Source organism: Hufsiella arboris (assembly GCF_009834875.1).
In the GTDB taxonomy this organism is placed as follows: Bacteria; Bacteroidota; Bacteroidia; order Sphingobacteriales; family Sphingobacteriaceae; genus Hufsiella_A; species Hufsiella_A arboris.
In genome coordinates this window covers 1-21,788 of record NZ_WVHT01000009.1, presented here as the reverse complement: position 1 = coordinate 21,788, position 21,788 = coordinate 1, and the positions used below count along the sequence as shown (strand labels likewise).

The window sequence follows — 21,788 nt, the reverse complement described above, 5'->3', positions numbered from 1 at the left end:
AAAACGTCTATTCCACTCTGCCGCGCTGGAGAACAAACATTTTTACTATACATTTACGACCGCAACCTGGCAACAGCGTTATGAGCGAAGCCCGGAAAAGCAATAACCTTTAACCCTAATCCGTTTAGTGCATTATGAATTTTATTAAGTTAACTTCTCTCACGGCTCTTACCGTGGTATCTGTATGGATGTTACCAGCATGTAAGGCAAAAAAAGAACTTGCAAAACCTACACCTCCGCCCGCCGCGGCAGCTCCGTCTGCGCCGCCGGCACAGGAAGCTACCGAAACGGTTAAGTCTGAACCGGCAGAACAGGCGACGACGCCTGCACCACCCGACTATAACTTCAGCAATATTCAGTTTGAATATGATTCGGGTGTATTGAAAACTGATTCTTATCCTATACTGGAAAAAGCCTCCGCGGAAATGAAAAAAGACGAGAGCGTATCGTTTTTGCTGGCAGGGCATTCATCTGCCGAAGGAAACGACGAACATAACATGTCGCTTTCTACGCAGCGGGCGAATTCAGTGAAAACGTTCCTGGTGAACAGCGGTATTGCTGCAGATCGTTTACTGGTTAAAGGCTTTGGTGAGAGTAAGCCGGTAGCGGATAATACGTCTGAAGCGGGCCGTATGAAGAACAGGCGCGTGGAGATCAAAAAGCAGAACTAAGAATAATTTAGACAGACTCTTATTATCGTCAGCGCAAGGTAGTCCGGCATCTTATTAAGAATCTGCCGGACTACTTGTTTCTATACTTTACATGCCGCACCCGTTCGTTACGATAAACGAACGATTGTTCTTTGATTTTTAATACCATTTCCCTTAATTGGCGTAAAGCTTTTATTAACCCGGCAAATCGTGAATAGCAAGCCGCAGTTAGTAAGTTTTGCAAAATCATCGAACCAATTCTAAATCATCTTTTATTCAATGGCAATTTCTAAAAGACGTCGTGCTGTTTTGTTGCTGGGGCAGCTTGCTTTAATCTCTGTTAAGGCCATGGCACAAACCTCCGCGGAAACACATATTATCACTCCATTAAATTTTTCGCAGGTAAGGATCGATGATAAATTCTGGAGTCCGAAGCTTACCGTTTGGACTTCCAAAACCGTTTACGACGTTTTTGACAAGCTGGAAGGTAAATATGAACCCGACCGGCCGGATATCATTGCTGAAAAAGAAAAGTTGGGCAGAACAAGAAATGCCTTCTTAAACTTTGACCTGGTAGCGCAAGGAAAAAAGGACATTAAAACTCACGATGGCCCGCCCTGGTATGATGGCTTAGTTTACGAAACAATCAGGGGAGCTTCTGACCTGCTTGAAGAATATCCGGATAAAGCGTTAGAAGTCAAAATCGATGGATATATCGATCGTATTGCGGCTGCACAGGCGGCCGACCCTGACGGGTATATCAACACTTATACGACCCTTATGCGCCCAAATATGCGCTGGGGTACGAATGGCGGCAGCGACAACTGGCAGCACGATTGTTATAATGCAGGAATGCTCGTGGAAGCCGGCGTACATTATTATAAGGCTACCGGCAAAATGAAATTATTAGATGCTGGCGTAAGAATAGGCAATTACATGACCCGGGAAATGGGACCTTATCCCAAAAAGAATATTATCCCCGGGCATGGCGGCCCTGAAGAGGCCGTGATAAAACTCTATTGGCTGTTTAAAGACAATCCTTCTTTAAAGACAAAAATGACCGTCCCGGTTAACGAACAAGCCTATCTTGATCTTGCTAAATTCTGGATTGAATATCGTGGCAACCATGGAGATAAGGATGGCAACCATAAGCGGGAAAGTTTTGGAGCCTATGACCAGGATGATAAATCTGTTTTTGAGCAGAAGACTATTGAAGGCCATGCGGTACGGGCAACCTTACTTGCTACCGGCATAACTACGGCGGCGCTTGAAAGTAAAGATCCGCGGTATGTTCAAACAGCCGACCGGCTTTGGGATAACATGATAGGGAAAAAGCTTTTTATTACCGGTGGCGAGGGTGCCGTACATGAGGAAGAAAAATTTGGCCCGGATTACTTTCTGCCTGAATCGGCGTACGGCGAAACCTGTGCATCTATCGGCGCCGGTTTTTTCAGCGCCCGTTTAAATGAGCTGGAAGCAAACGGTAAGTATATTGACGAGTTTGAGCGTGTAGCCTATAACAACTTACTTTCCGGTGTATCGTTAAGCGGCAATCAATTTTTTTATGAGAACCCGCTTATCGGAAACGGCAACAAGCGCTGGCAGTGGCACGATTGTCCTTGCTGTCCTCCTATGATACTTAAAATGATCGGCGTTTTGCCTCAATACATTTATGCGTCGGATAACGCTGGTTTATATGTTAATCTTTTCATAGGCAGCGAAGCCAATATAAGTTTATCAGGAAATGATATCTCCTTACGGCAAACTACCGGTTACCCGTGGAAGGGCGACGTTCAAATTGAGGTTAACCCAACAGTTGTCAAATCGTTTACCATAAATGTCCGCATTCCGGGCTGGGCTCAGGGCAAAGAAAATCCAGACGACTTATATAACTCTAACTTAAGCCAAAAAGCCACAGTTAATGTTAACGGCAACCCGATAACTGCCAACCCGGTAAATGGCTACCTGTCAATTAACAGGACATGGAAAAAGGGCGACGTGATTAATGTCTCCTTGCCGATGAGTCCGCGGCTAATAACGGCTAATGCGGCCGTGGAAAGTGTTAAAGGCAAGGTAGCTATTGCATCCGGCCCGGTGGTATATAGTTTTGAATCAATAGATAATCCTGAACTGAAACAAATGACGCTGAGCGCCAATAGCCCCATGCAAATTAGCTATGAGAAAGGCTTGCTAAACGGCGTGAACGTAATAACGGGTAAAGCGGTCGACGCAAATGGAAAAGCAATAGACTTTAAAGCTATACCGTTTTACTCCCTTGGCAACCGGGAGCCAGGCTCGCCTTACCAGGTATGGATAGCTGAGCGATAATACGCCTGTATCGAGCGATTGCAATCCTGATTACATTTGTAATTGTTATCCATTTAGTGTAAATGATATGACAGATCAAACTCAACGGATTGTGCCGATGCTGGCTTACGAAGATGGCGTAAAAGCATTGGAGTGGTTATGTAAGGTTTTTGGCTTTAAGGAGGTGACCCGCTGGCTGGGCGATAACGGCAGGCTGTCACATGGTGAAATCAGTATAGGGGGAAATCTCGTCATGCTGTCTGAACCTTCACCAGATTATCTTGGCCCAAATCATCACCGAAAAGTTTGCCGGCAAGCCGACAAGTGGTTAAATGTATCTTATGTCATAAATGGGGTGTTGGTGTATGTCGACGATATTGAGGTACACTTCGCCAACGCAAAAGCTGGCGGCGCGGAAATCCTGTCGGTTATAGAAACCGGCGGTCCCGGTAAACGTTATCGCGCTGCCGATCTCGAAGGACAGCGATGGATGTTCATGCAATTGGAACCAACCAATAGTTGAAGCCACACCTTGCGAATCGGGGCCGAACAGCTGTTTTAAATACTGATGACTTTACCGTATGATTTCAATGTAAACTTGCCTTGTAAAAACGGTCAACCGAATGGTTGACCGTGGGGTTATAGTTATCTCACACCTGGCGCACGTGCCTGTATTTATTTCAAGACTGTTTCATAAATTTCATTCAACAGGTTTTGCCTCATTTTTGAGTTCCTTTGGTTCAGAAGTATAATAATGCCCCAATTTTTAGTCCTGTTATAACATATAATCGAAGATTGTCCCATGGAATCACCCGATTTTGAATAAAGGGTATTTTTATCATCCGTTATGATGTTTGTTCCTAAACCCATTTCTCTCTTTTCATCTTTGTAAAAGATTTTTTCGGTGATCATAGCTGCTTTACCTATTGTAGTCTCTTTATTCAGCACCGCTTTTAGAAACGTAACCATATCAGAAGCATCAGATTTTACCAGTCCGGCAGATGCTGTAATATTCCATGTAAAGAATTCCTGGATACCACCATTAGGATTGTAACCGGTTGTCCTGTTTTTTACATTAAAATTTTTAGTTAATGTATTTCTCATCTTTAACGGCCTTATGATTTTACCTCCGATAATTTCATCATAACTCTTACCATACACCTTTTCCAATATTTGTCCGAGTAATGTATAGCCAATGGTAGAATAACGATACTTGCCATAGTCAATTAGTTCGCTACAATTGTTAATGATAGCAGTTAATGTTTTTTCAGTTACACTGCTTACTGGTTGTTGTGGATTTAACTCTATCAGCTTCCCAAAATCTAAATCAGGTAAGCCGGATTGATGAGATGCCAGATCTGATATTCTTATTTTGTTTTTAAGATTTTTATGTAAGACATACTCTTTTGGAAGGTAATCATCTATATAATCATTCAACTTTAGTTTATTCTCAATAACCGCTTGCGCAATCAGATTAGAAGTTAAAATTTTAGTGATCGAAGCGATTTCAAACAGGGAATTTTTGTCAATGTTAATTGAACTTTCTTTATTCAACTTGCCGTATGCTGTATAGTATTCTTGATTATCGTTGATAAAACCAACGCTAATACCTACCTCAGGATTTTTTTTATAATTATCCTTTACGATTGAATCAATCTTATTGAAGAGGGTTTGTCCAAAAGAAATATTGCTTATTAATAATAGCGCTGCTAAAAATTTTAATGTAGTTTTCATTGTACCGTGTTAGGTTAAAAATTATTTCGATACAATTATGTGGAAGAAATCAACGCTATGCGACCGAATAAAAATAGTCGAACGCATTTCTTTTGGAAAATACGTACGAGTATTTAAAAGAGCAAGTACGAATAATTACAAGAATTTGTGTTACAGATTTTTACGATAAAAAGTTGGTGTGTTGCCTGTATGTTTTTTAAAAGCGGTATTAAAAGAAGATTTTGAATTAAAGCCTACTTCGTATAAAATTTCTAAAATAGTTACCTTGTTTTTTGTGGCATCTTTTAAAATATCCATAGCATTCTCAATGCGATAGCTGTTAACGAAATCGTAAAAATGCTGATCTAATTTGTGATTGATTAAAATAGATAAGTCGCGAACAGGAATTTTAATACCATCAGAGATATCTTGAATTGTTAAGGAAGGATTAAGAAATGGCCTTTCTTCAATCATATACTTCTTTAATTTCAATAACTCTGAATGATACTCATTTTCTTTTGCAACTGATTGCTGACCGTTTTTTTCTTCAGAAATTATACTCTTTACAAGTTTTAATTTCGAATCAACGTTTTTAAACAGGCCCGGATTATTTAACGCTTTATATAGGTACCAACTAATAATAAACAGCTCAAGTAAGATAAGTCCGATTTTTAACCAGCCAGAAATGTAGGGGTACTCAGTAAATTTAAAGATGTTTTTCAAGAGGGCAATCGTAAAAAAAACCGATAGCGCCACGGCAAACTGGAATAACCAATTAAGTGATTCCATACTTGCTCCAGCATAATTTTCAAGATATATCGTTTTTGCTTTTCTTAAGATCATGAAAGCTGCAATGATGTATAATACAATCTGAATATGTATGAAAATATGATTGAATTGTATTTCAGGCCTGCTACTGCTTTGTTCAAGAAAACTAATTTTAGAAGCCAGGCTGACGGTATAAAAGCGTGGTAGTAAAATAAAATTTGCTGTTAAAAAGGGGGTAATATGGATTAAATGTTTTGGTTTTAGCTTGAAATCGGAATAGCATACAGATAAAACATACAAATAAAAAGTTGGGAGTTGCAAGAAAAAAATTAAGCTTACAAAGATTCTTGCATTCAAAGGGATTTCGAACAAATAGCCTAGATTTTCGCCAATATCGACTGCATTTAAAAGCAGGAAAAAAGCAAAAAGACGATTACTTAATTTATGTTCTGTTTTAACTGTAACCAAAAACAATGAAAGAAATAATGAAATGAATATGATTATTACAGCGGTTATAACCAATAAATTAATTTTATCCATTCATCATTCTTTTATTTTTAATAGTCTTTTTACCCTTGCAGCTAACGGGTTTAAGAGTGTTTTTCAATCCCTCAATTCCATTACCGTTAGCATGCTTCACGCATTTCTTATAATTTCTAGCGGCCAAATATATAGCTAATTCACTCCATCTGTCACTTAATTATGAACACATAACACCTATCTAATTGCCCGCTCGCAAACCCATCGGCCTTTGCGTTTCTTTATTATATTTATTTTTCTTTTATCTCATAGCTATGATTAAATTCTCTGTTGCTGCTGTATTGCTGATGATGTTTTCTTATTTTGGTTTGCAGCGGCCTTTAGTATCAGTTATTAAATCTAAGGCTGCCGCTGGGAAGGCTGAGATTAAAACCGGCGCCGATCAAACCGAAAAATACCTTCCTTATCTTAAAGGGAAACGAATTGGCCTGCTTGGAAACCAAACTTCCATTGTTGGTAAAACACATTTGGTAGATAGCTTAAAAACGCTTGGTGTAAACATTGTTAAAGTATTCGGGCCGGAGCATGGTTTCCGTGGTAATGCCAGCGCCGGTGTAGCGGTGAAGGATGAAGTAGATAAAGCCACAGGTATCCCCATAGTATCGTTATACGGCGCTAAGCAAAAACCGTCTAAAAAGGATCTGGCTGATATAGACCTGATGATTTATGATGCGCAGGATGTAGGTTGCCGATTCTATACGAACATTAATGCATTGGCAAGACTCATGGAGGCCTGCGCTGAAAGTGGAAAGGAGTTACTTATTCTCGACCGGCCCAACCCCAATGGTTATTTGATTGACGGCCCTGTCCTGGACATGAAACTCAGGTCGGGGATCGGTATGTTTCCGATTCCTATGTCGCATGGGCTTACCGTAGCCGAGTTTGCCCAGATGCTTAATGGCGAAGGATGGTTAGAGGGCGGTGTGAAATGTAGAATAAAGATTATTCCGGTAGCTGATTATAATCACGATATGCCTTATACGCTGCCGGTAAAACCATCACCGAATTTAAACACACAGCAGGCAATTATGCTCTATCCTTCCACCTGTTTGTTTGAAGGCGTGGCCGTTAATCATGGGCGCGGCACTTATTTTCCTTTTACGGTTTTAGGCAGTCCCGATCTGAAAGGCAAATATTCCTTTTCATTTACACCGGTAAGCATTCCCGGCATGGCGGAAACACCCTTATACATGAACCAGGTTTGCTACGGCCTGGACCTGCGCAAGTATGATATCGGGAAGTTGCGTAAAACAGGTAAGATCAACATTCAATGGGTAAGAGAATTATACAAAGCCTATCCAAATAAAAAGAGTTTCTTCGATTACGAGCAAAGCGCGGAAATGGGTAACATTGATTTTCGTACCGGCGACTCTCGGTTTAAACAACAGATTATAGATAACGTACCGGAGGAAGTAATCCGCAAAAGTTGGGAACCCGCGCTAAGCCGGTATAAAGAAATGCGAAAGAAGTATTTGATCTATCCCTGACTTTTACGGAATACGTTTCATAGTCCGTGTTTGGTGCCAAATGTCCAAGAACTGAGGGTTCCTACATCCGGGCTGCGAACGCACACGATTGAGGAGCATCATTGTTTCTGACTAGGCTCCGGCTGTCCCCGTTTCAACTTCTCCGGCTCGCTTAAAGGTGGCAATAATAACTCCGCCTGGTGTAACAATACTTTCTGTTAATGTAAATGCCGCCGGAATCGTTCCGTTGAAAAGCTTTTTTCCATTACCTAAAGTCAGGGGATGGATTTTAAGCCGCAGTTCGTCGACAAGATCGTTCGCAAAGAGCAATTGAACGAGCTCGCTGCTGCCCCAAACCTGGAGGTCTAAACCCGTCGAATTTTTGAGATCTTTGATAGCTTCCAGGTTTTCGAGAAATACGGAGTTCTTCCAGTCCGACTTTTTCAGCGTGCCGGACAAAACGTATTTCGTTCCTTCGTTGATGCCTGGCCAGAAGTCGGCATGATGAGGCCAGTAATCTTCCCAGATCTGGAAGGTTTTTCTGCCCAAAAGATAATCGGCAGGCTTCAGTTCATTTTGCACCACCTTGTTGTAAACTTCATCAGAGAATGGTGCCATCCAACCGCCGTATTCGAAGCCGTTTGATGGATCTTCCTCCGGTCCGCCGGGTGCCTGCATGACTCCGTCCAGGGTGATCATGGATAAGACGATGATTTTTCTCATAGGATCTTAATGTGTTATTTCTATTACAAATCTCGTTGAAAAATGTGTTTTCATGGCAGGGTGAATGCGACATTATTACTGGCTGACCACGAAAAAATGCCTGGCTTGCGGATACCGGGAACCACAATTATATCATTTCTATTCCCTACTTCAGCTTTTTTCGCAGCCAGGCTCTAACCGGTTCATCGTACAACTTTAAGCTTGCATAAGCTAATACGATAGCTCCCGAAAATGTGAGCAGGGCATATGGCCAGGCCTGCGACAATGTGATGCCGCTGTGATTGCTTACCCACGCTACGTAAAAATAGACAAGCACATAATGCGTCATATATAAGGGATAGGAAAGGTTGCCGAGAAACTTACAAATTTTATCTTCCGTTTGGCCACGTACCACACCATTGGCACCGATATAGACAATCAGTGGAAAGACAATGATGATGCAAAAAGCTTCGTACAAGCCATTCATCCAGAGATGTTCTTTACCGCCTATTCTTGGCATAAGCAAAACAGCCACAACCAGCAGGCTGCACCATAAGAAAGCATTTTTGATACGGGCCGGCCGTGCTACCCGCACCAAAAGCAAACCGGCAAAAAATGGAAATATCGTACGCGTTATTCCAACACGCATATGTTCGGCATTCAATGTCCAGCCACCGGTAACGTCTCCGTTCGGGTTGGTAACAGCAAAATGCAAAAGCACAGCACCTGCCAGAACTACAAAACAAGCCAATGCTTTATTAGATAATTTCCTTAGTCCCAGCGCGTAGAGAATATTGGCTATATACTCGAAAAATAACGACCAGCCAACACTATTAAGCGGATGCATTTCCTCCCAGCCGCGTATATCCATAGAAAGCGGGATGGGTAAAATCGTATAACCGATGAGCATAACAACGATGAGCTTCCATACCGGAACTGTATAAATGAGCGGCCATATAGTTGAGTCGGTAAAGTAAAAGCCTATGGCGCCAAGCGTCATTCCCAATACGATGAGTGGCTGCAGCCGCTCGAACCGGCGCCTGAGAAAGCCGCCGAAGGTTAATTTGTCCCATCTGTCGTCATATGCGTAACCAATTACAAAGCCGGACAAGAGAAAGAAAAAATCAACTGCCAGGTAACCGTGATTTACAACATTGTCAAGGTGGCTGCTGGAAAGCGGTTCGGCAAGGTGAAAAAATACCACGATAATGGCTGCTACGCCCCGAAGTCCGTCTAATATTTGATAATGCGGCTTTGTGCCAAGCTTGTTATTGTTCATTCTTTTAATTGGTCGTATTCAGGTTTAAATGAAAGCAGATTCGTGCGGAAGCATTCCTTTGTAACTGCATTATCCAGACTTCGGGATATCCTGAGGAACATCCCAGAGAGCGACAAAGATGAACGTATTTAAGAAAAATACAAATGGGATTTGAAATTCCTTTTATCTAATGTTCGGCATGCCCCTGCAGAAATATCGAACGGCTATGAATGATATGGTCTATTTCAGGTTGTAAGATGGGGCGTCTGACTTTGTACATGGTGTCGTCATTGTCGAATCACACGCGGCACCTCTGCACTGGCAAGCGGAATAAAGGTCTTAAAAATCGTACTTTCAAGCCGAGGTAATCCAAAATTCAATGACAGTTATGAACGTTAGCAATACTCCTAGTCCGATAAATGTTATCAGGGCTTTTTTAAAACCTCTATTGTTTTTCAAATCGGCAACAAGCAAATATATAATACGAGCAAATCCTGCAGCGATCAATAAAAATTTAAGTATGGTTAAGATAAGGTATGGCATTTTGAATTCTTTGCGGGGCTAAGATAGTTTATATCGCCTAATCGTCCGCGTTTGCAACGCGGATGTGCGGGAACGGCGATTGTATCGCTACCAGACCATTTCAATTTAACCAATTCCGCGTTACCAAAATAATCCTTAGCGCTGCCATACAAATAATCTTTTTGTTCTTCAACGATGCCGCAGGCAACGCCCGGAAAGTGTGAGTAATCAGGTGCCTGTAATTGGTGATTTGCAGGCTTTTATGGTTTTTTGCTGGTGTTTCCAGTAGACCTGCCGGAGATCTTTAATATTTATTAGCGTTTTTTGAAACGTTAGAGTCGGTTATATTGCAATTGTCGCTGGGCTCTTAGTCCTCAGCAACCGTTATTTTTACTAAAGTCACGTTTAAAAAGTATCTTATTATTTTGCTCAATATAGTCGCCCGATATAATCAAATAAGGATGATTAGGCGAATACCCTGCGCTGCGGCTTCTTACAATTATTTTGTCGTCAACTTTCAGGCTTTTTAACTGCTGAAATTCCTTAGGAACAAATTGCATCAGGTATTCTTCGTCATTAATCATGACTATAAGCCATTTTGGTCCCGATGATTTCCCGTTTGCGCGCTGAAAAGTAACAGAGCTTACCACGGCCTCCATATTAGCGAAAGCCTTTATGTACTTTTCTATTTTATCATGACTGGCACGCACTTTTTTACCTGCAGGAGAAATCTCCCATTCTTTGTACTTTATACCGTCAGGAGACGCCTCCCATTTTTTCTTGTCATCCGCCAGGCGGGCTTTCCTTTCAGCAATGGACGGCTTAGTTTCATTTTTAGTTTCAAGATTAGCAAATACTAACCCGTTCACCACAACCAGCGACAAGATCAGCACATAGATGGTTTTTTTTAGGTGTTTCATATCCGTTCAAATTGATTCAGCGAATCTAGTGTTATGTTTTTGGTACCGGGTGATTTGGATTGTAAATAAAAATGTAAATTTTGTAAATAATCGTAAATAGCATTTGCTGAAACAATCAGTTTAATTTTACTATAGCGGGAACGGGTGCGCAAACTGTCTTCAATTCACACCGCGCGGGCATTAGCCAGATAGCCGGTATACCAATGTTATTAAGGTAAGAGAATGCCAATAAAAATGTCACATTGAGGCACTCGAAATGCGACATTTTTATGAGACGAAGCAAGCAAATTACGGGACTTCGAGCGCCTCAGCCCGACCGTAATTTGCTTAACTGAATGACATTGGTAGGTACCCACTTCCCGGTTTACAATGAACGGGCACTTCAGTGAAGCCGCTGCCAACTGCTTCGCCCCGCGTTAGGGATTGTAGTGAAAATCCTTTTTCGTCCCGCAGGGCGAAAAAGATTGCAACAGAAAGCCCTAACGCGGGGCAACGCCCGGAAAGGTAAGTAATCATAGGTAATGTTCAGGTATCAACTATGGCTTTGACTATTAAATATGAGCCATGAACTATCAACTGTCAACTATGAACCATCAACTATGAATTTTAACTTTACTGCTTCAACGATACTTATGGACGAGTTACAAAAAGCCTTCACCTTATTCGACGGGTACAACCGGCAGGATCCCGAAACGCTGCATTTTGGCGGCGAAGTTTATCCGGCAGAATATTTTTACGCGATCAAATTATACGAATGGGTGTTAAAGCTTGATCCCGACGCTGCTGAGGAATTGCTTCTCGCATCGCGCAGTCAGCATATCGGCCGATGGGAGATAAAACGGGAAACCTATCCGCCTGGAAAAACCGGTTACCTGAACTGGCGCAGCGACCTGGCCAAATTCCACGCCGCGAAAGCATCAGAGCTGATGAAATTGGCTGGCTACGGACAGGAAATGATCGATCACGTACAGCCGATTATCCTCAAGCAGCGTATTAAACTCGACCCGGAAGTGCAAACTATCGAGAACGCTTTATGCCTGGTATTTCTCGAGTTTCAGTTCGAGGATTTCATTAAAAAGCACGACGATGAAAAGCTGATTAATATCGTTCGTAAAACATGGAAGAAAATGAGTGAAGAAGGTAGGAACGCGGCGCTTCAGCTGAGTTATAGCGACAAAGCCTTGGCTCTTATCAAACAGGCGCTGGCTTGATTTTATTCCCAGTGTCAAAATATACTGAACAGCATTTGTGTGCTGGTTTAAATCACTAATTTGGCTGTATGGTTTATAAATCCACTTATGAAACAGGCCGGACGGTAGCCGAAATCGTTGAAAAGCATTTTTCGTGTCATATTGATGAAGCAGGCCGGGCTGGACAAAAAGACCTTGCTCCGGTTCCCGACGCGAAAGTAGCGGAGTCCATCATCGATGCCGCTTTCTGGGCGAGTTTGAGAAAAGAGGAAGGCCATTCGCCCCGTATTTCTATTGCTTACCTGCCGCCATCCCAGGCAGGAGAGCCGCTCGTATTTGAAAAGTCCCTGCCATTAAGTCCCTCTATACTAACGAAAGTCGCGCCAGGGGTTGAGCGTCCTGGTATACATTTAGGCGTTTGGATCGAGAATGGCGAACTGTGCATATGGGGCACAACTTTGCAGATACCGAATTTCTGTTTCGTGCTGGATGTTTCAGAACCGGGATTGATCGTGATTAAGCACCGCAGGCTGTATGGCTTCGGGAAATTTACCAACGTGCTGGTACTGAAAGGGGATGAGGTAAAGGTTATCAATGAAAAAAGCGCCAACCTGCCTGACTCGCCAGCCATCGTCAAATCTTTGCTAGGCTTGAGTAATCCAACCTGCTTTAACGATAGTGTAAACGTGCTCATTCAGCTTGCGGTATCCATGCGCAATCACCAGCGCGGCGGCATCTTGCTTGTCGTCCCGGCCGCAACGGACGTTTGGAAAGAATCGATTATTCACCCTGTTCAATACGCCGTCGAACCCACATTCTTCGGTTTGTCGGGTTTGCTGCGGAAAGATAAAACGGAGCGCAGTCAAAGCCAGTGGCAGGGATTGCTTAATAAGCAGATCGAACATCTCGCGGGTTTGACCGCGGTAGATGGAGCGACCGTCGTCACCGAATTACATGAACTGCTGGCGTTCGGCGCGAAGATCGGAAGGTCGGAACGGGGCTCGCGGGTTGAACGGATGATCGTTACGGAACCTATCGTCGGAAACGAAGAAAAGCAATTGCATCCCGCGCAAAACGGTGGTACCAGGCACCTTGCGGCGGCGCAGTTCATTCACGATCAGCATGACGCAATAGCTCTTGTCGCCTCGCAGGATGGGCATTTTACTGTTTTCAGCTGGTCGGATACCCGGAATATTGTCCTGGCGCACCGGATAGATACGTTGCTGTTGTAAGGGGTTTGGTTAGCAGGTTTAAGGTATCAGCGGTCAGCGATGAGCAATGACAATGAACTATGAAGCAGCCGCCAGTCAACGCCCAAAGCTATGGTCTATTCGGTATGGTCTATTCACTATGAACAATTAACTCCTTCGGCTCCCAGCTTTCGGTCTTTCCGACTTTTGGCTTTTTCCGTCTCTCCACGTCCCGTCTTCCCGACTATCACCTACTTCCTCAACGACGAGTCCCTCATAATCAACTCATGCCTCAGCATCAGCGTATGGGTCAGCTGCAAATCGTAATTGTTGTTTAAATGACCGATCAAAATCCTGGCGGCTACTTCTCCCATTTCAAAACCTTTGTAATTTACTGACGTTAGGTTGGGCTCAATAATGGTAGATGTTGGATCGTTATTGAAACCCGCAAAGGCAATGTCCTGTGGGATTGAAATGCCATTTTTCATCAGCACTTGCATGCAATTAATAGCGCAGGTATCATTGGCAGAAAAAACGCCATCCGGGCGGTCATTCATATATAAAATTTTCTCAGCGGTTTCGGCGCCCGCTTTCCCGGAAAGGTCGTTAATGAATACGTGCTTTTCGTTAAGCGGGATAGCGTGATCAGCTAACGCCTGTTTATAACCGTTGAAGCGATCCTGGTAAACGTTCCGCAGCTGGTTACCCGTAATGTGCGCTATCTTTTTACAACCCTGACTGATGAGATGTGCAGTTATTTCGTAGGCGGCTTTATAATTGTCGATCTTAATGCTCGGGCACTTTTCATGGTCATAAACACGATCGAAAAAGATGACAGGAATATTTTTGTTGATAAAGTTTTCCAGGTGTTGAATGTCGGTTGTATCGTAGGCCAGGGACACCAGCAAGCCATCCACCCGATTGTTAAACATCGTGTTAGCATTGGCAACCTCTTTCTTCATGGTTTCGAGCGACTGGCTGATTACCAGGTTAAAACCAGCTTCATTAGCGGTTTTTTCCATACCTGCAATCACATCCGATGTAAAACTGCTGTTAAGCCGCGGTACAATTACCCCCAGGATATTAGTGCGCTGCCGGCGGAGGTTACTGGCGAACGTATTATGGCGATACCCCATCTTTTGAGCGGCATCAATAATTTTCTTTTTCGTGTCTTTATTGATGGCGGGATGATCTTTCAGGCCGCGGCTTACCGTTGCAGGGGAGATGTTAAGACTTTTGGCTATATCGTAAATTGTAATTTCTTTATTCTGACTCATTGTTGCATTAATAGGCCGCCGCCGCGGCAACCATTCGATAAATATACAATTAATCGCCATTTCAAACGTGCAACCGATTGCATAACTTCGAGATAGTTTTTATCTTTCAGCGATGATAAATCAACTGTATTCGACAGACACAAACAACTCAAGAATATCCAAATAATATGATAGCCAATTTAGAACAAACCTTCCGCTGGTTCGGTCCTTCAGATGAAGTGACGCTGGCTGATATACGACAAACAGGAGCTACTGGTGTTGTGACTGCCCTTCATCATATCCCTTGCGGCGATGTGTGGCCACTTGAAGAGATCAGCAAACGAAAAGACGAAATTGAAAACGCCGGGTTGAGATGGGCCGTGGTGGAAAGCGTTAATATTCATGAAAGTATCAAACTGGCCACGCCCGACAGGCAAAAGTTTGTCGATAATTACATCGAAACTTTAAAGAATCTGGCGATCGCAGGTATTAAGATTGTTTGCTACAATTTTATGCCGGTACTCGACTGGACACGTACCGACCTCGACTATCGCCTGCCTAACGGTGCCTCGGCCCTGAAGTACAACGCACCCGCTCTTGCTGCTTTTGATTTGTTTATTCTTCAACGTACAGAAGCTTTTAAGGAGTTTAGTCCCAGGCAGCAGCTTAGGGCGAAAGAGTACCTCGAAAGTTTATCGGTCGCTGAACAAGAAAAGTTAACGAACATCATCATGGCCGGTCTTCCGGGTACGGATGAAGTTTTTACAGTGGAAGAATTTCGTGGATTCCTTGAAAAATACGCGAACACGGGTGCAGATAAATTGAAAGAAAACCTGGCCTTTTTCCTTAACGCGATCATACCGACCGCAGAGCAGCTTGGAATTAAAATGTGTATTCATCCGGATGATCCGCCGTTTCCTATCCTGGGGTTGCCACGAGTGGTGACCAACGAGGCAGACTTAAAATTCCTGGTGGAGGCTTGCCCTTCTCCGAGTAATGGCATTACGTTTTGCACCGGCTCGCTTGGTGCTAACCCGGGCAATGATCTTCCGGGAATGATCGAACGATTAGGCGGCCACATCCACTTTTTGCATCTGCGGAACGTACAACGCGAGCCCGACGGCAGCTTCTATGAAGCCGAGCATCTTGAAGGCAGCACCGATATGTATGCCGTGATGCGAAACGTAGTTCTTGAGCAAAAAAAGCGGAAAGAGCAGGGTAGAACCGATGTATCCATCCCAATGCGCCCTGATCATGGCCATAAAATTTTGGATGATTTCAACCGCGATACTTATCCCGGCTATTCGGTAATAGGAAGGATGAAAGGACTAGCAGAGTTGCGTGGCCTGGAGCTGGGAATAAAAAGGTCGATGGAAGGCTGATTAGCTGTTTTCTTGCCGATTAATGATAATTGATTTCTCAGCGCGACAAGTTGGTCGTGCTGAGTTCTTAAAGTTCTATAATTCCTTTTTTCGCGGCATAAATAACCAAACCGACAATATTCTTGGAGCCGATCTTTTCAAAAAGCCGCGTACGATATCCTTCAACGGTGCGAACACTAAGAAAAAGTTTATCAGCTATTTCTACGTTCGTCATTTCCTGGCAAATGAGTTTCAATACCTCAATCTCCCGTTCGTTTAATTCAGCGTCGGGTGCTTCTCCGGTTCCGGAAGAGTTTTGTCCGAGCAGTTGTTTAACCAGTGTTACTGAAAGATGTTCATTGAAGTAAAACCCTTTTTCGTGAACGGTGGAAATGGCGCTGATGATCTCCTCTGGTTCAGCGTTTTTTAACAGGTAGCCATTAGCCCCGGCACGCATCATGTCAACAATATATTTGTCTTCATTATGCATAGAAAGTGCCAGCACCCGGATACCAGGGTAAGTGTGCCTGATAGCGGCGGTTGCCTGCATTCCGTCCATTTCAGGCATCTTTATATCGATCAGGACTACATCGGGCGTTTTTTCCTTTAAAAGTCCCAGCAACTCCTTGCCGTTTGACGCTTCAGCCACTAGATTAAGATGATCGCAGTCAAGTAAGATCGCTTTTAAACCCTGCCTGAAGATCTTATGATCATCGGCAATCGCCAGGTTAATTTTTTCCATCAGGGAAGTGTGTTTAGTAAAATTACGATGGTTTCGGAATTAATCAAATTCCTTTAGCGGGACTAATATGTTTACGAAAATTCCTTTCTTGGGTTTAGCGTTTATTTCGATCCGGCCGTTGATGAAATTTATGCGGCTTTGCATGTTTTTCAAACCGAATCCTTTTTTCGCTTTTTCCAGGTTAAATCCTACGCCATTATCTTCAAATGTAAGTTTAAGTTCTTCGGGTGAGCAATTTAAATGAAGCACAATATTCGTCGCTTCCGAGTATTTGATCGAATTACTGAAAAGTTCCTGTACCACACGAAATAACGCGGTTTCGATCTCTTTTTTGAAACGGCTGTTTTCAATGGTGCTTTCGCAGCTTACATCGATTCCTGTAGAATGCTGCACTTTACCGCAAAGGTCTTTGAGCGCTTCTGATAAGCCGAAATCTGTAAGAAGCGGAGGTAATACATTATGGATAATATGCCTGATTTCCTGGATAGATTCGTCAACAAGCGATCTTGATTCTGAAAGCAACTGATGAAATTCGCCTTCGCCGAACTGCTGTTTGTTTAACCTGTACAAATTAAGTTTGATAGCTGACAGAACCTGGCCAACGCTGTCATGCAAATCCTCGGCGAGCCGTTTACGTTCATTTTCCTGCGTTTCAAATATGGCGTTTAGCAATTCGGCTTGCTTTTCATTTTGAAGATTTCGCAAGGCCAACTGGTTCCGTATCATCTTTCTTTGGTAAAAGATGACGAACAGGAACAGGAAAACCAGTAACAGTACAACGACGAGTGTTCCGGTCACCAATATTGGTATCAGGCTGTTTTCGGGGGCTTGCAAAGTAATCCGATTGAATATAGGCAGTTGGCAATGATGTTACTTATATCATGAATTGCATACAGGTTCTTAATGTTTTCTTTCATTATCCTGCTGAATAACATAAATAGGAAAATGTTGATGGCGAAGTATATCAGCACGCCGGAGTTAATCCAGAACATGCCCTGCTTTTCGATATAAACGAACTCCTGCGTTCGCAACATTTCATAAAAATAAAACAGGGAAATAGTGATCATGAATATGCTGAACAATGTATTTCCCAGCGATGGATAAGCCCAAATACCGTTTCCCCAAATGGCCGAATAAGATGCCGAGCCCAGGGCCGCCGCGGCGAGTACAATGCAAAGCCGTTTCAGAAAGGTTTTATGAAATTCCCGAACATAAATAATTGAAAAAAAAACAATACCTGTCAGGATAAAAAGATGAAGCAAGGGTAGGTTGTTCCGGTAGCCCAGCTTCTCAGTAAGTAAAAAAGCCAGGTCGAATAAAGCAGAGATTGAAAAAAACAATAAAATAAACCTGAAGTTTGCGCTCAGCTTCCTGTAATTGTAAAAACCTGCAAGCACAGGAAACCAGCCAGAAGCAAAAGAAAGGTAGTTAATAATGACCAGTTTAGACACCATGAACTACCGCGTTAGCGCATTGGTGGGACAGCCTGCAGAACCAGGACAAGGCATGGCTTGCTCACCTAATACAAAGTTGTTGGAAGAGCTGCCTGCTACCGCCATCAACGGTTGGGCCTGGGCCATGCTCAGTGCTTTTGTTTCAACAACTACGTCTGCATCAGGCAACTGGTCGGTTCCGGTCTTATCGGCTCCTGCCAGGATGAGATGCTTGGTGCCTTTGGTACCGCCGAGTGTCTTTGAAAAGAAATTTCCGATTATAACCATAAGCCTTTGAAATCCGTTTAATGGCTCTTCATACGCGTAATAAATGCGAATTCCGACACATTCTTCCTGACTTAAAATACGATTCAATATTTCCTGTCCGAAAAAATGGGAAATAGTATCATTGGGTTCCCGGTCCCGGTAATTCCTGGTCCATTGAGCAGCTGTTTTCAGTGAAATAACATCACCTTCGCGACCGGTAAGCATGTAGGCCCTTTCTTGTTTTTGTTGGTTCTCTTCCATATTATTTATTGACTATGATAAGTTTATTAAAGTTATAATATTCCAGCCGGAAAACAATTGTTGGACAAAGTATTAACCTCCTGTTTGAAAGGTGTCCGTATCGTTAATCTATTGAAAATCAATTAATTGAAATCAACTACAAGACGTTGCCGGGAAGATTTTCCGTATTGCCACGTAGCAGAAACCGTAATTTTACGTTTATCTGAAAGTGTTAAAAGTAACATCTCGGAAAGTCCCTTCCTTTAACGGGAAGCCTGAACTGAAGACTGATTTCGTGCGTTCCCTGCTGCACTTTTGCCAGGTCGGTAGCGGCGAAATCGTAAGAATATCCCAGGGCCAGCGTAGGCGTTATAAAAATCTGGGCCAATGCGTCAAACGAATCAAGAGAGCGATAGGACGCACCCACCCAAAGTGTTTCGTAAAGCAGTACGTTTACATTCATATCAAACTGGATGGGTGAACCGTTTACATATTTAATCAGCAGATTAGGTTTGACTTTTAATTGCTCGGAGACAGGGATCAGGTAAGCTGACTGAAGCAAGTAATGTGGACGATACGTCGTCGAGTTACCTTCGTTGAACGAGCCGAAATCACGGTAGTAAAAATGCGGAGATGACAGGCCGACAAAAAACTGTTTGGTAAAGAAAATCACTCCGGCACCAAAATTTCCGCGCCAGTTATTTTGATTGTTAAAAACCGGATCATTTATTGAAAGCGGGCTGCTGCCGAAGTTGTCTGAAAAATTCGCCTGGTAGGAGCTCAATCCGCCGTTAAATCCAACGGCGAGATATGAGTTCTCACCAATAGGAACACGCTGTGCAAGCGTTAAATAAGCACCTTTTTCGGTAATCACTTCACCAATCTGGTCGCGCATGATCAATGCGCCGACAGATGTGTTCGATTCCTTGATCGGTGTGTGGATGGAGAAGGTTTGTGTGTTTGGGGCACCTTTAAAACCAACCCATTGATGGCGTGAAAGAGCGGTTATTGTCAACGCTTCGTCCATCGCCGAATAGGCCGGGTTAATAGCAAGGCCATTAAACATGTATTGCGTATACATAGCTTTCTGCTGGGCATTACTCTTTTTAACAAAGCAGTGTAGAGAAAGAAGTATGACACAAAAAATCCTGAAAATTGTCTTGCTAAGGCATTTCATTTCTTATCCCTCTTTTCGTTTTAAAATGATATAGCCCTTGTTCATTTTACGATCGCTGTTACCCGTTTTTGTATAAATGATGTAGTAGTAGACACCATCAATCAGCTCGTCATTGGTATTCGTTAAAATCCCTGTATTCGCTCTGCCTTTAAAAGAATTGATATCGTTGTCGTAGTTTTTAAGTTTAAATACAAGGTTGCCCCATCGGTTATAAATAAGTACTTCATTGTCCGGGTATTTATTGATATTCCTGACGGTGAAAACCTCATTGCCCTGGCCATCACCATTTGGCGATAAGTAAGGGTCGGGGAGAATGTCCGGATTGTTGTTTTCTTCAACAACCGCGGGTTTGTCAGGAGTTACATCTTTGATGATTACCTGTGCGCCGCTGCCGATATTTACTGTAGAGGCTGTTATCACTTGGTCGATACTGGCAAAAACAGATTCATCTGGTTCCTTGATGTTGTCTGCAATCGCGTAAACTGTTAGCTTTTGTGTACTTATTATTTTACCCTTAGGAATCAGGATGGTTTCATGATTATCCTGAAGCTGATAATCCGGATTTGATGCACCCTGCCGGTTGTCAGTGAATTCACTTACTGCATCGCCGGTATAACTTAGTCGTACGAGTACATCATTTTTCACCGGTTTATCTAATCTGGCATATACGGATGTCTTAAAGCCCTCTAGTACGGTCGAAACAGCAGGAGTAAGACTTACAATAGCGACAGGATCAACGGTGATGGTAATCGTTGATGTACTGCAGACATTGCCGTCACAAACCTTGTACTCGAATTGGTCAGTGCCATAATAATCAGGATTTGGTGTATACACATACGTGCCATCCGGATTAATAACGACTGTACCATGATCTCCATCCGTAACTTTGGTATAAGTCAGTGGGTCACCGTCAGGATCTGAAGTGATCGGATTAAGCGAACCAGGTACCTGGGTGTCCTCGTTGGTCGTGTTCGTTCCGGTATTAGCAACCGGAGGATCATTTACCGGGGTAACGGTGATTATGACGGTTGCAGGTGTACAGGCGCCATTATTGTCGCAAACGTTGTAGGTAAACTGGTCTGGTCCATTGTAGTCCGAATCCGGGGTGTAGGTATAAGATCCGTCCGGGTTTATAACGACGGTGCCGTGAGTAGGTGGCGTAACCTCGGTGTATATTAATGGATCGCCGTCGGGATCAGAAGTTCCCGGAGTTAAGTCGCCTCTTACCGGTGTATCCTCCGGAGTTGTGTTACTGCCATCACTGATGATAGGAGGATCATTGACCGGCGTAACGTCAATTATTACAGTAGCCGGCGTACATGCCCCGTTATTGTCACATACATTGTAAGTAAACTCGTCGGGGCCATGGTAATTCGGATCTGGAGTATAGGTATATGATCCGTCCGGATGAATATCGACCGTTCCATGAGTCGGCGGCGATCCCGTTGTATAGGTCAATGGATCGCCATCAGGGTCGCTGTTTCCTGGTGTGAGTGTACCGGTTACAGGCGTATCCTCATTAGTTCTATTGGTGCCGTTGTTGGCAATAGGCGGATCATTGACAGGTGTGACATTGATTACGATCGTTCCTGTTGTACATGCGCTGTGATCATCGCAAACCTGGTAAGTAAATTGATCCGGGCCGTTGTAATTTGGATCTGGAGTGTAGGTGTAAGATCCGTCAGGATCGATCGTTACAGTCCCGTGTGTTGGTGGTGTATCAGTTGTAAATGTTAAAGGATCACCGTCCGGATCATTGGTGTTTTGTTTAAGGTCGCCAGGAACCGGAGTATCTTCCGTAGTTGAGGTATTGCCAGTTGATGTGGAAGGAGTTGCGTTGATAATAATCGTCACATCCTTTGAAGTTGGGCCACAAAAGCCTGTTATAGTCCATGTAAACACATAAGTGCCTGGAATCAGACTTGATACAGTTGTATTCCTGTCGTTCGCATTATAAACAGCATTTGATGGTCCGGATTGCTGTGACCATTCTCCGGTACCCACAGCTGGTTGCTCAGCATGCAAGGAGGTTTGGGTAGCATTTAAAGGGCCTTGGTTAGAGCCAACGATTGGTTGGGAGGTTAGC

At 43.3% G+C, this 21,788-nt stretch carries 19 protein-coding genes; 7 read left to right on the top strand and 12 right to left on the bottom strand.

Going from position 1 to position 21,788, the window contains the following annotated elements; all coding sequences use genetic code 11:
• Positions 1-134 precede the first annotated feature (134 nt).
• From GS399_RS16790 to GS399_RS16780, 3 genes are all read left to right on the top strand, one after another.
• Complete coding sequence (locus tag GS399_RS16790; protein ID WP_160845814.1) at positions 135-671, top strand: OmpA family protein; 537 nt, start codon at positions 135-137, stop codon at positions 669-671.
• Between the two features lie 258 nt (positions 672-929).
• On the top strand, positions 930-2,978 hold the full coding sequence (locus GS399_RS16785) for a glycoside hydrolase family 127 protein (protein WP_202409491.1): 2,049 nt from the start codon (positions 930-932) through the stop codon (positions 2,976-2,978).
• A 67-nt stretch (positions 2,979-3,045) separates the two neighbouring features.
• Entirely contained in the window at positions 3,046-3,480 is a 435-nt protein-coding gene (locus GS399_RS16780) for a VOC family protein (RefSeq protein ID WP_160845813.1), read from the top strand.
• A 152-nt stretch (positions 3,481-3,632) separates the two neighbouring features.
• Here the strand turns inward: GS399_RS16780 and GS399_RS16775 are convergent, their stop codons facing one another.
• Both GS399_RS16775 and GS399_RS16770 read right to left on the bottom strand, forming a co-directional pair.
• The gene (locus GS399_RS16775) at positions 3,633-4,691 is read right to left on the bottom strand and encodes a serine hydrolase domain-containing protein (RefSeq protein ID WP_160845812.1); all 1,059 of its coding nucleotides are present in this window, start codon (positions 4,689-4,691) and stop codon (positions 3,633-3,635) included.
• 150 nt (positions 4,692-4,841) lie between these two features.
• Positions 4,842-5,978 (bottom strand): helix-turn-helix domain-containing protein, encoded by a 1,137-nt coding sequence (locus GS399_RS16770; RefSeq protein WP_160845811.1) that lies wholly within the window; start codon positions 5,976-5,978, stop codon positions 4,842-4,844.
• Positions 5,979-6,232: 254 nt separating this feature from the next.
• On the opposite strand from GS399_RS16770, the gene GS399_RS16765 reads away from it, so the two are divergent.
• Entirely contained in the window at positions 6,233-7,465 is a 1,233-nt protein-coding gene (locus GS399_RS16765; RefSeq protein WP_237487980.1) for an exo-beta-N-acetylmuramidase NamZ family protein, read from the top strand.
• Between the two features lie 111 nt (positions 7,466-7,576).
• Here the strand turns inward: GS399_RS16765 and GS399_RS16760 are convergent, their stop codons facing one another.
• From GS399_RS16760 to GS399_RS16750, 3 genes are all read right to left on the bottom strand, one after another.
• On the bottom strand, positions 7,577-8,167 hold the full coding sequence (locus GS399_RS16760; RefSeq protein ID WP_160845810.1) for a dihydrofolate reductase family protein: 591 nt from the start codon (positions 8,165-8,167) through the stop codon (positions 7,577-7,579).
• A 145-nt stretch (positions 8,168-8,312) separates the two neighbouring features.
• Positions 8,313-9,425, bottom strand: a complete 1,113-nt coding sequence (locus GS399_RS16755; RefSeq protein ID WP_160845809.1) for an acyltransferase family protein — start codon at positions 9,423-9,425, stop codon at positions 8,313-8,315.
• Positions 9,426-10,300: 875 nt separating this feature from the next.
• Positions 10,301-10,846, bottom strand: a complete 546-nt coding sequence (locus tag GS399_RS16750; protein ID WP_160845808.1) for a hypothetical protein — start codon at positions 10,844-10,846, stop codon at positions 10,301-10,303.
• A gap of 557 nt (positions 10,847-11,403) precedes the next feature.
• Between GS399_RS16750 and GS399_RS16745 the strand changes: the two genes are divergently transcribed.
• The gene (locus GS399_RS16745; RefSeq protein ID WP_237487979.1) at positions 11,404-12,057 is read left to right on the top strand and encodes a DUF4202 domain-containing protein; all 654 of its coding nucleotides are present in this window, start codon (positions 11,404-11,406) and stop codon (positions 12,055-12,057) included.
• Positions 12,058-12,125: 68 nt separating this feature from the next.
• Positions 12,126-13,268 carry a putative sensor domain DACNV-containing protein gene (locus tag GS399_RS16740; protein ID WP_160845807.1) on the top strand — a complete coding sequence of 381 codons (1,143 nt, stop codon included), beginning with the start codon at positions 12,126-12,128 and terminating at the stop codon, positions 13,266-13,268.
• Between the two features lie 209 nt (positions 13,269-13,477).
• Here GS399_RS16740 and GS399_RS16735 read toward each other — a convergent pair whose 3' ends face one another.
• Complete coding sequence (locus GS399_RS16735) at positions 13,478-14,503, bottom strand: LacI family DNA-binding transcriptional regulator (protein ID WP_160845806.1); 1,026 nt, start codon at positions 14,501-14,503, stop codon at positions 13,478-13,480.
• Between the two features lie 167 nt (positions 14,504-14,670).
• Here GS399_RS16735 and uxuA point away from each other — a divergent pair, with 167 nt between their 5' ends.
• On the top strand, positions 14,671-15,864 hold the full coding sequence (uxuA, locus tag GS399_RS16730; RefSeq protein ID WP_160845805.1) for a mannonate dehydratase: 1,194 nt from the start codon (positions 14,671-14,673) through the stop codon (positions 15,862-15,864).
• 67 nt (positions 15,865-15,931) lie between these two features.
• On the opposite strand, the gene GS399_RS16725 is transcribed toward uxuA, so the two are convergent.
• The 6 genes from GS399_RS16725 to GS399_RS16700 form a co-directional block, all read right to left on the bottom strand.
• Entirely contained in the window at positions 15,932-16,585 is a 654-nt protein-coding gene (locus GS399_RS16725) for a response regulator transcription factor (RefSeq protein WP_160845804.1), read from the bottom strand.
• A 39-nt stretch (positions 16,586-16,624) separates the two neighbouring features.
• Positions 16,625-17,419, bottom strand: coding sequence for a sensor histidine kinase (locus GS399_RS16720; protein WP_160845803.1), 795 nt, complete (start codon positions 17,417-17,419; stop codon positions 16,625-16,627).
• Positions 17,395-18,039 (bottom strand): hypothetical protein, encoded by a 645-nt coding sequence (locus tag GS399_RS16715; RefSeq protein ID WP_160845802.1) that lies wholly within the window; start codon positions 18,037-18,039, stop codon positions 17,395-17,397. Before GS399_RS16715 ends, GS399_RS16720 begins: the two co-directional genes overlap by 25 nt.
• A 3-nt stretch (positions 18,040-18,042) precedes the next feature.
• Positions 18,043-18,546 (bottom strand): hypothetical protein, encoded by a 504-nt coding sequence (locus GS399_RS16710; protein ID WP_160845801.1) that lies wholly within the window; start codon positions 18,544-18,546, stop codon positions 18,043-18,045.
• Positions 18,547-18,757: 211 nt separating this feature from the next.
• On the bottom strand, positions 18,758-19,702 hold the full coding sequence (locus GS399_RS16705) for a PorP/SprF family type IX secretion system membrane protein (RefSeq protein ID WP_160845800.1): 945 nt from the start codon (positions 19,700-19,702) through the stop codon (positions 18,758-18,760).
• A gap of 3 nt (positions 19,703-19,705) precedes the next feature.
• Positions 19,706-21,788, bottom strand: a 2,083-nt coding sequence (locus GS399_RS16700; RefSeq protein ID WP_160845799.1) for a T9SS type B sorting domain-containing protein, incomplete at its 5' end; no start/stop codon positions are given.

Bases quoted from the DNA above. Each gene is read 5' to 3' on its own strand.
- GS399_RS16790 (WP_160845814.1), top strand. From the start codon at position 135: ATGAATTTTATTAAGTTAACTTCTCTCACGGCTCTTACCGTGGTATCT.
- GS399_RS16785 (WP_202409491.1), top strand. From the start codon at position 930: ATGGCAATTTCTAAAAGACGTCGTGCTGTTTTGTTGCTGGGGCAGCTT.
- GS399_RS16780 (WP_160845813.1), top strand. From the start codon at position 3,046: ATGACAGATCAAACTCAACGGATTGTGCCGATGCTGGCTTACGAAGAT.
- GS399_RS16775 (WP_160845812.1), bottom strand. From the start codon at position 4,691: ATGAAAACTACATTAAAATTTTTAGCAGCGCTATTATTAATAAGCAAT.
- GS399_RS16770 (WP_160845811.1), bottom strand. From the start codon at position 5,978: ATGGATAAAATTAATTTATTGGTTATAACCGCTGTAATAATCATATTC.
- GS399_RS16765 (WP_237487980.1), top strand. From the start codon at position 6,233: ATGATTAAATTCTCTGTTGCTGCTGTATTGCTGATGATGTTTTCTTAT.
- GS399_RS16760 (WP_160845810.1), bottom strand. From the start codon at position 8,167: ATGAGAAAAATCATCGTCTTATCCATGATCACCCTGGACGGAGTCATG.
- GS399_RS16755 (WP_160845809.1), bottom strand. From the start codon at position 9,425: ATGAACAATAACAAGCTTGGCACAAAGCCGCATTATCAAATATTAGAC.
- GS399_RS16750 (WP_160845808.1), bottom strand. From the start codon at position 10,846: ATGAAACACCTAAAAAAAACCATCTATGTGCTGATCTTGTCGCTGGTT.
- GS399_RS16745 (WP_237487979.1), top strand. From the start codon at position 11,404: ATGAGCCATGAACTATCAACTGTCAACTATGAACCATCAACTATGAAT.
- GS399_RS16740 (WP_160845807.1), top strand. From the start codon at position 12,126: ATGGTTTATAAATCCACTTATGAAACAGGCCGGACGGTAGCCGAAATC.
- GS399_RS16735 (WP_160845806.1), bottom strand. From the start codon at position 14,503: ATGAGTCAGAATAAAGAAATTACAATTTACGATATAGCCAAAAGTCTT.
- uxuA (WP_160845805.1), top strand. From the start codon at position 14,671: ATGATAGCCAATTTAGAACAAACCTTCCGCTGGTTCGGTCCTTCAGAT.
- GS399_RS16725 (WP_160845804.1), bottom strand. From the start codon at position 16,585: ATGGAAAAAATTAACCTGGCGATTGCCGATGATCATAAGATCTTCAGG.
- GS399_RS16715 (WP_160845802.1), bottom strand. From the start codon at position 18,039: ATGGTGTCTAAACTGGTCATTATTAACTACCTTTCTTTTGCTTCTGGC.
- GS399_RS16710 (WP_160845801.1), bottom strand. From the start codon at position 18,546: ATGGAAGAGAACCAACAAAAACAAGAAAGGGCCTACATGCTTACCGGT.
- GS399_RS16705 (WP_160845800.1), bottom strand. From the start codon at position 19,702: ATGAAATGCCTTAGCAAGACAATTTTCAGGATTTTTTGTGTCATACTT.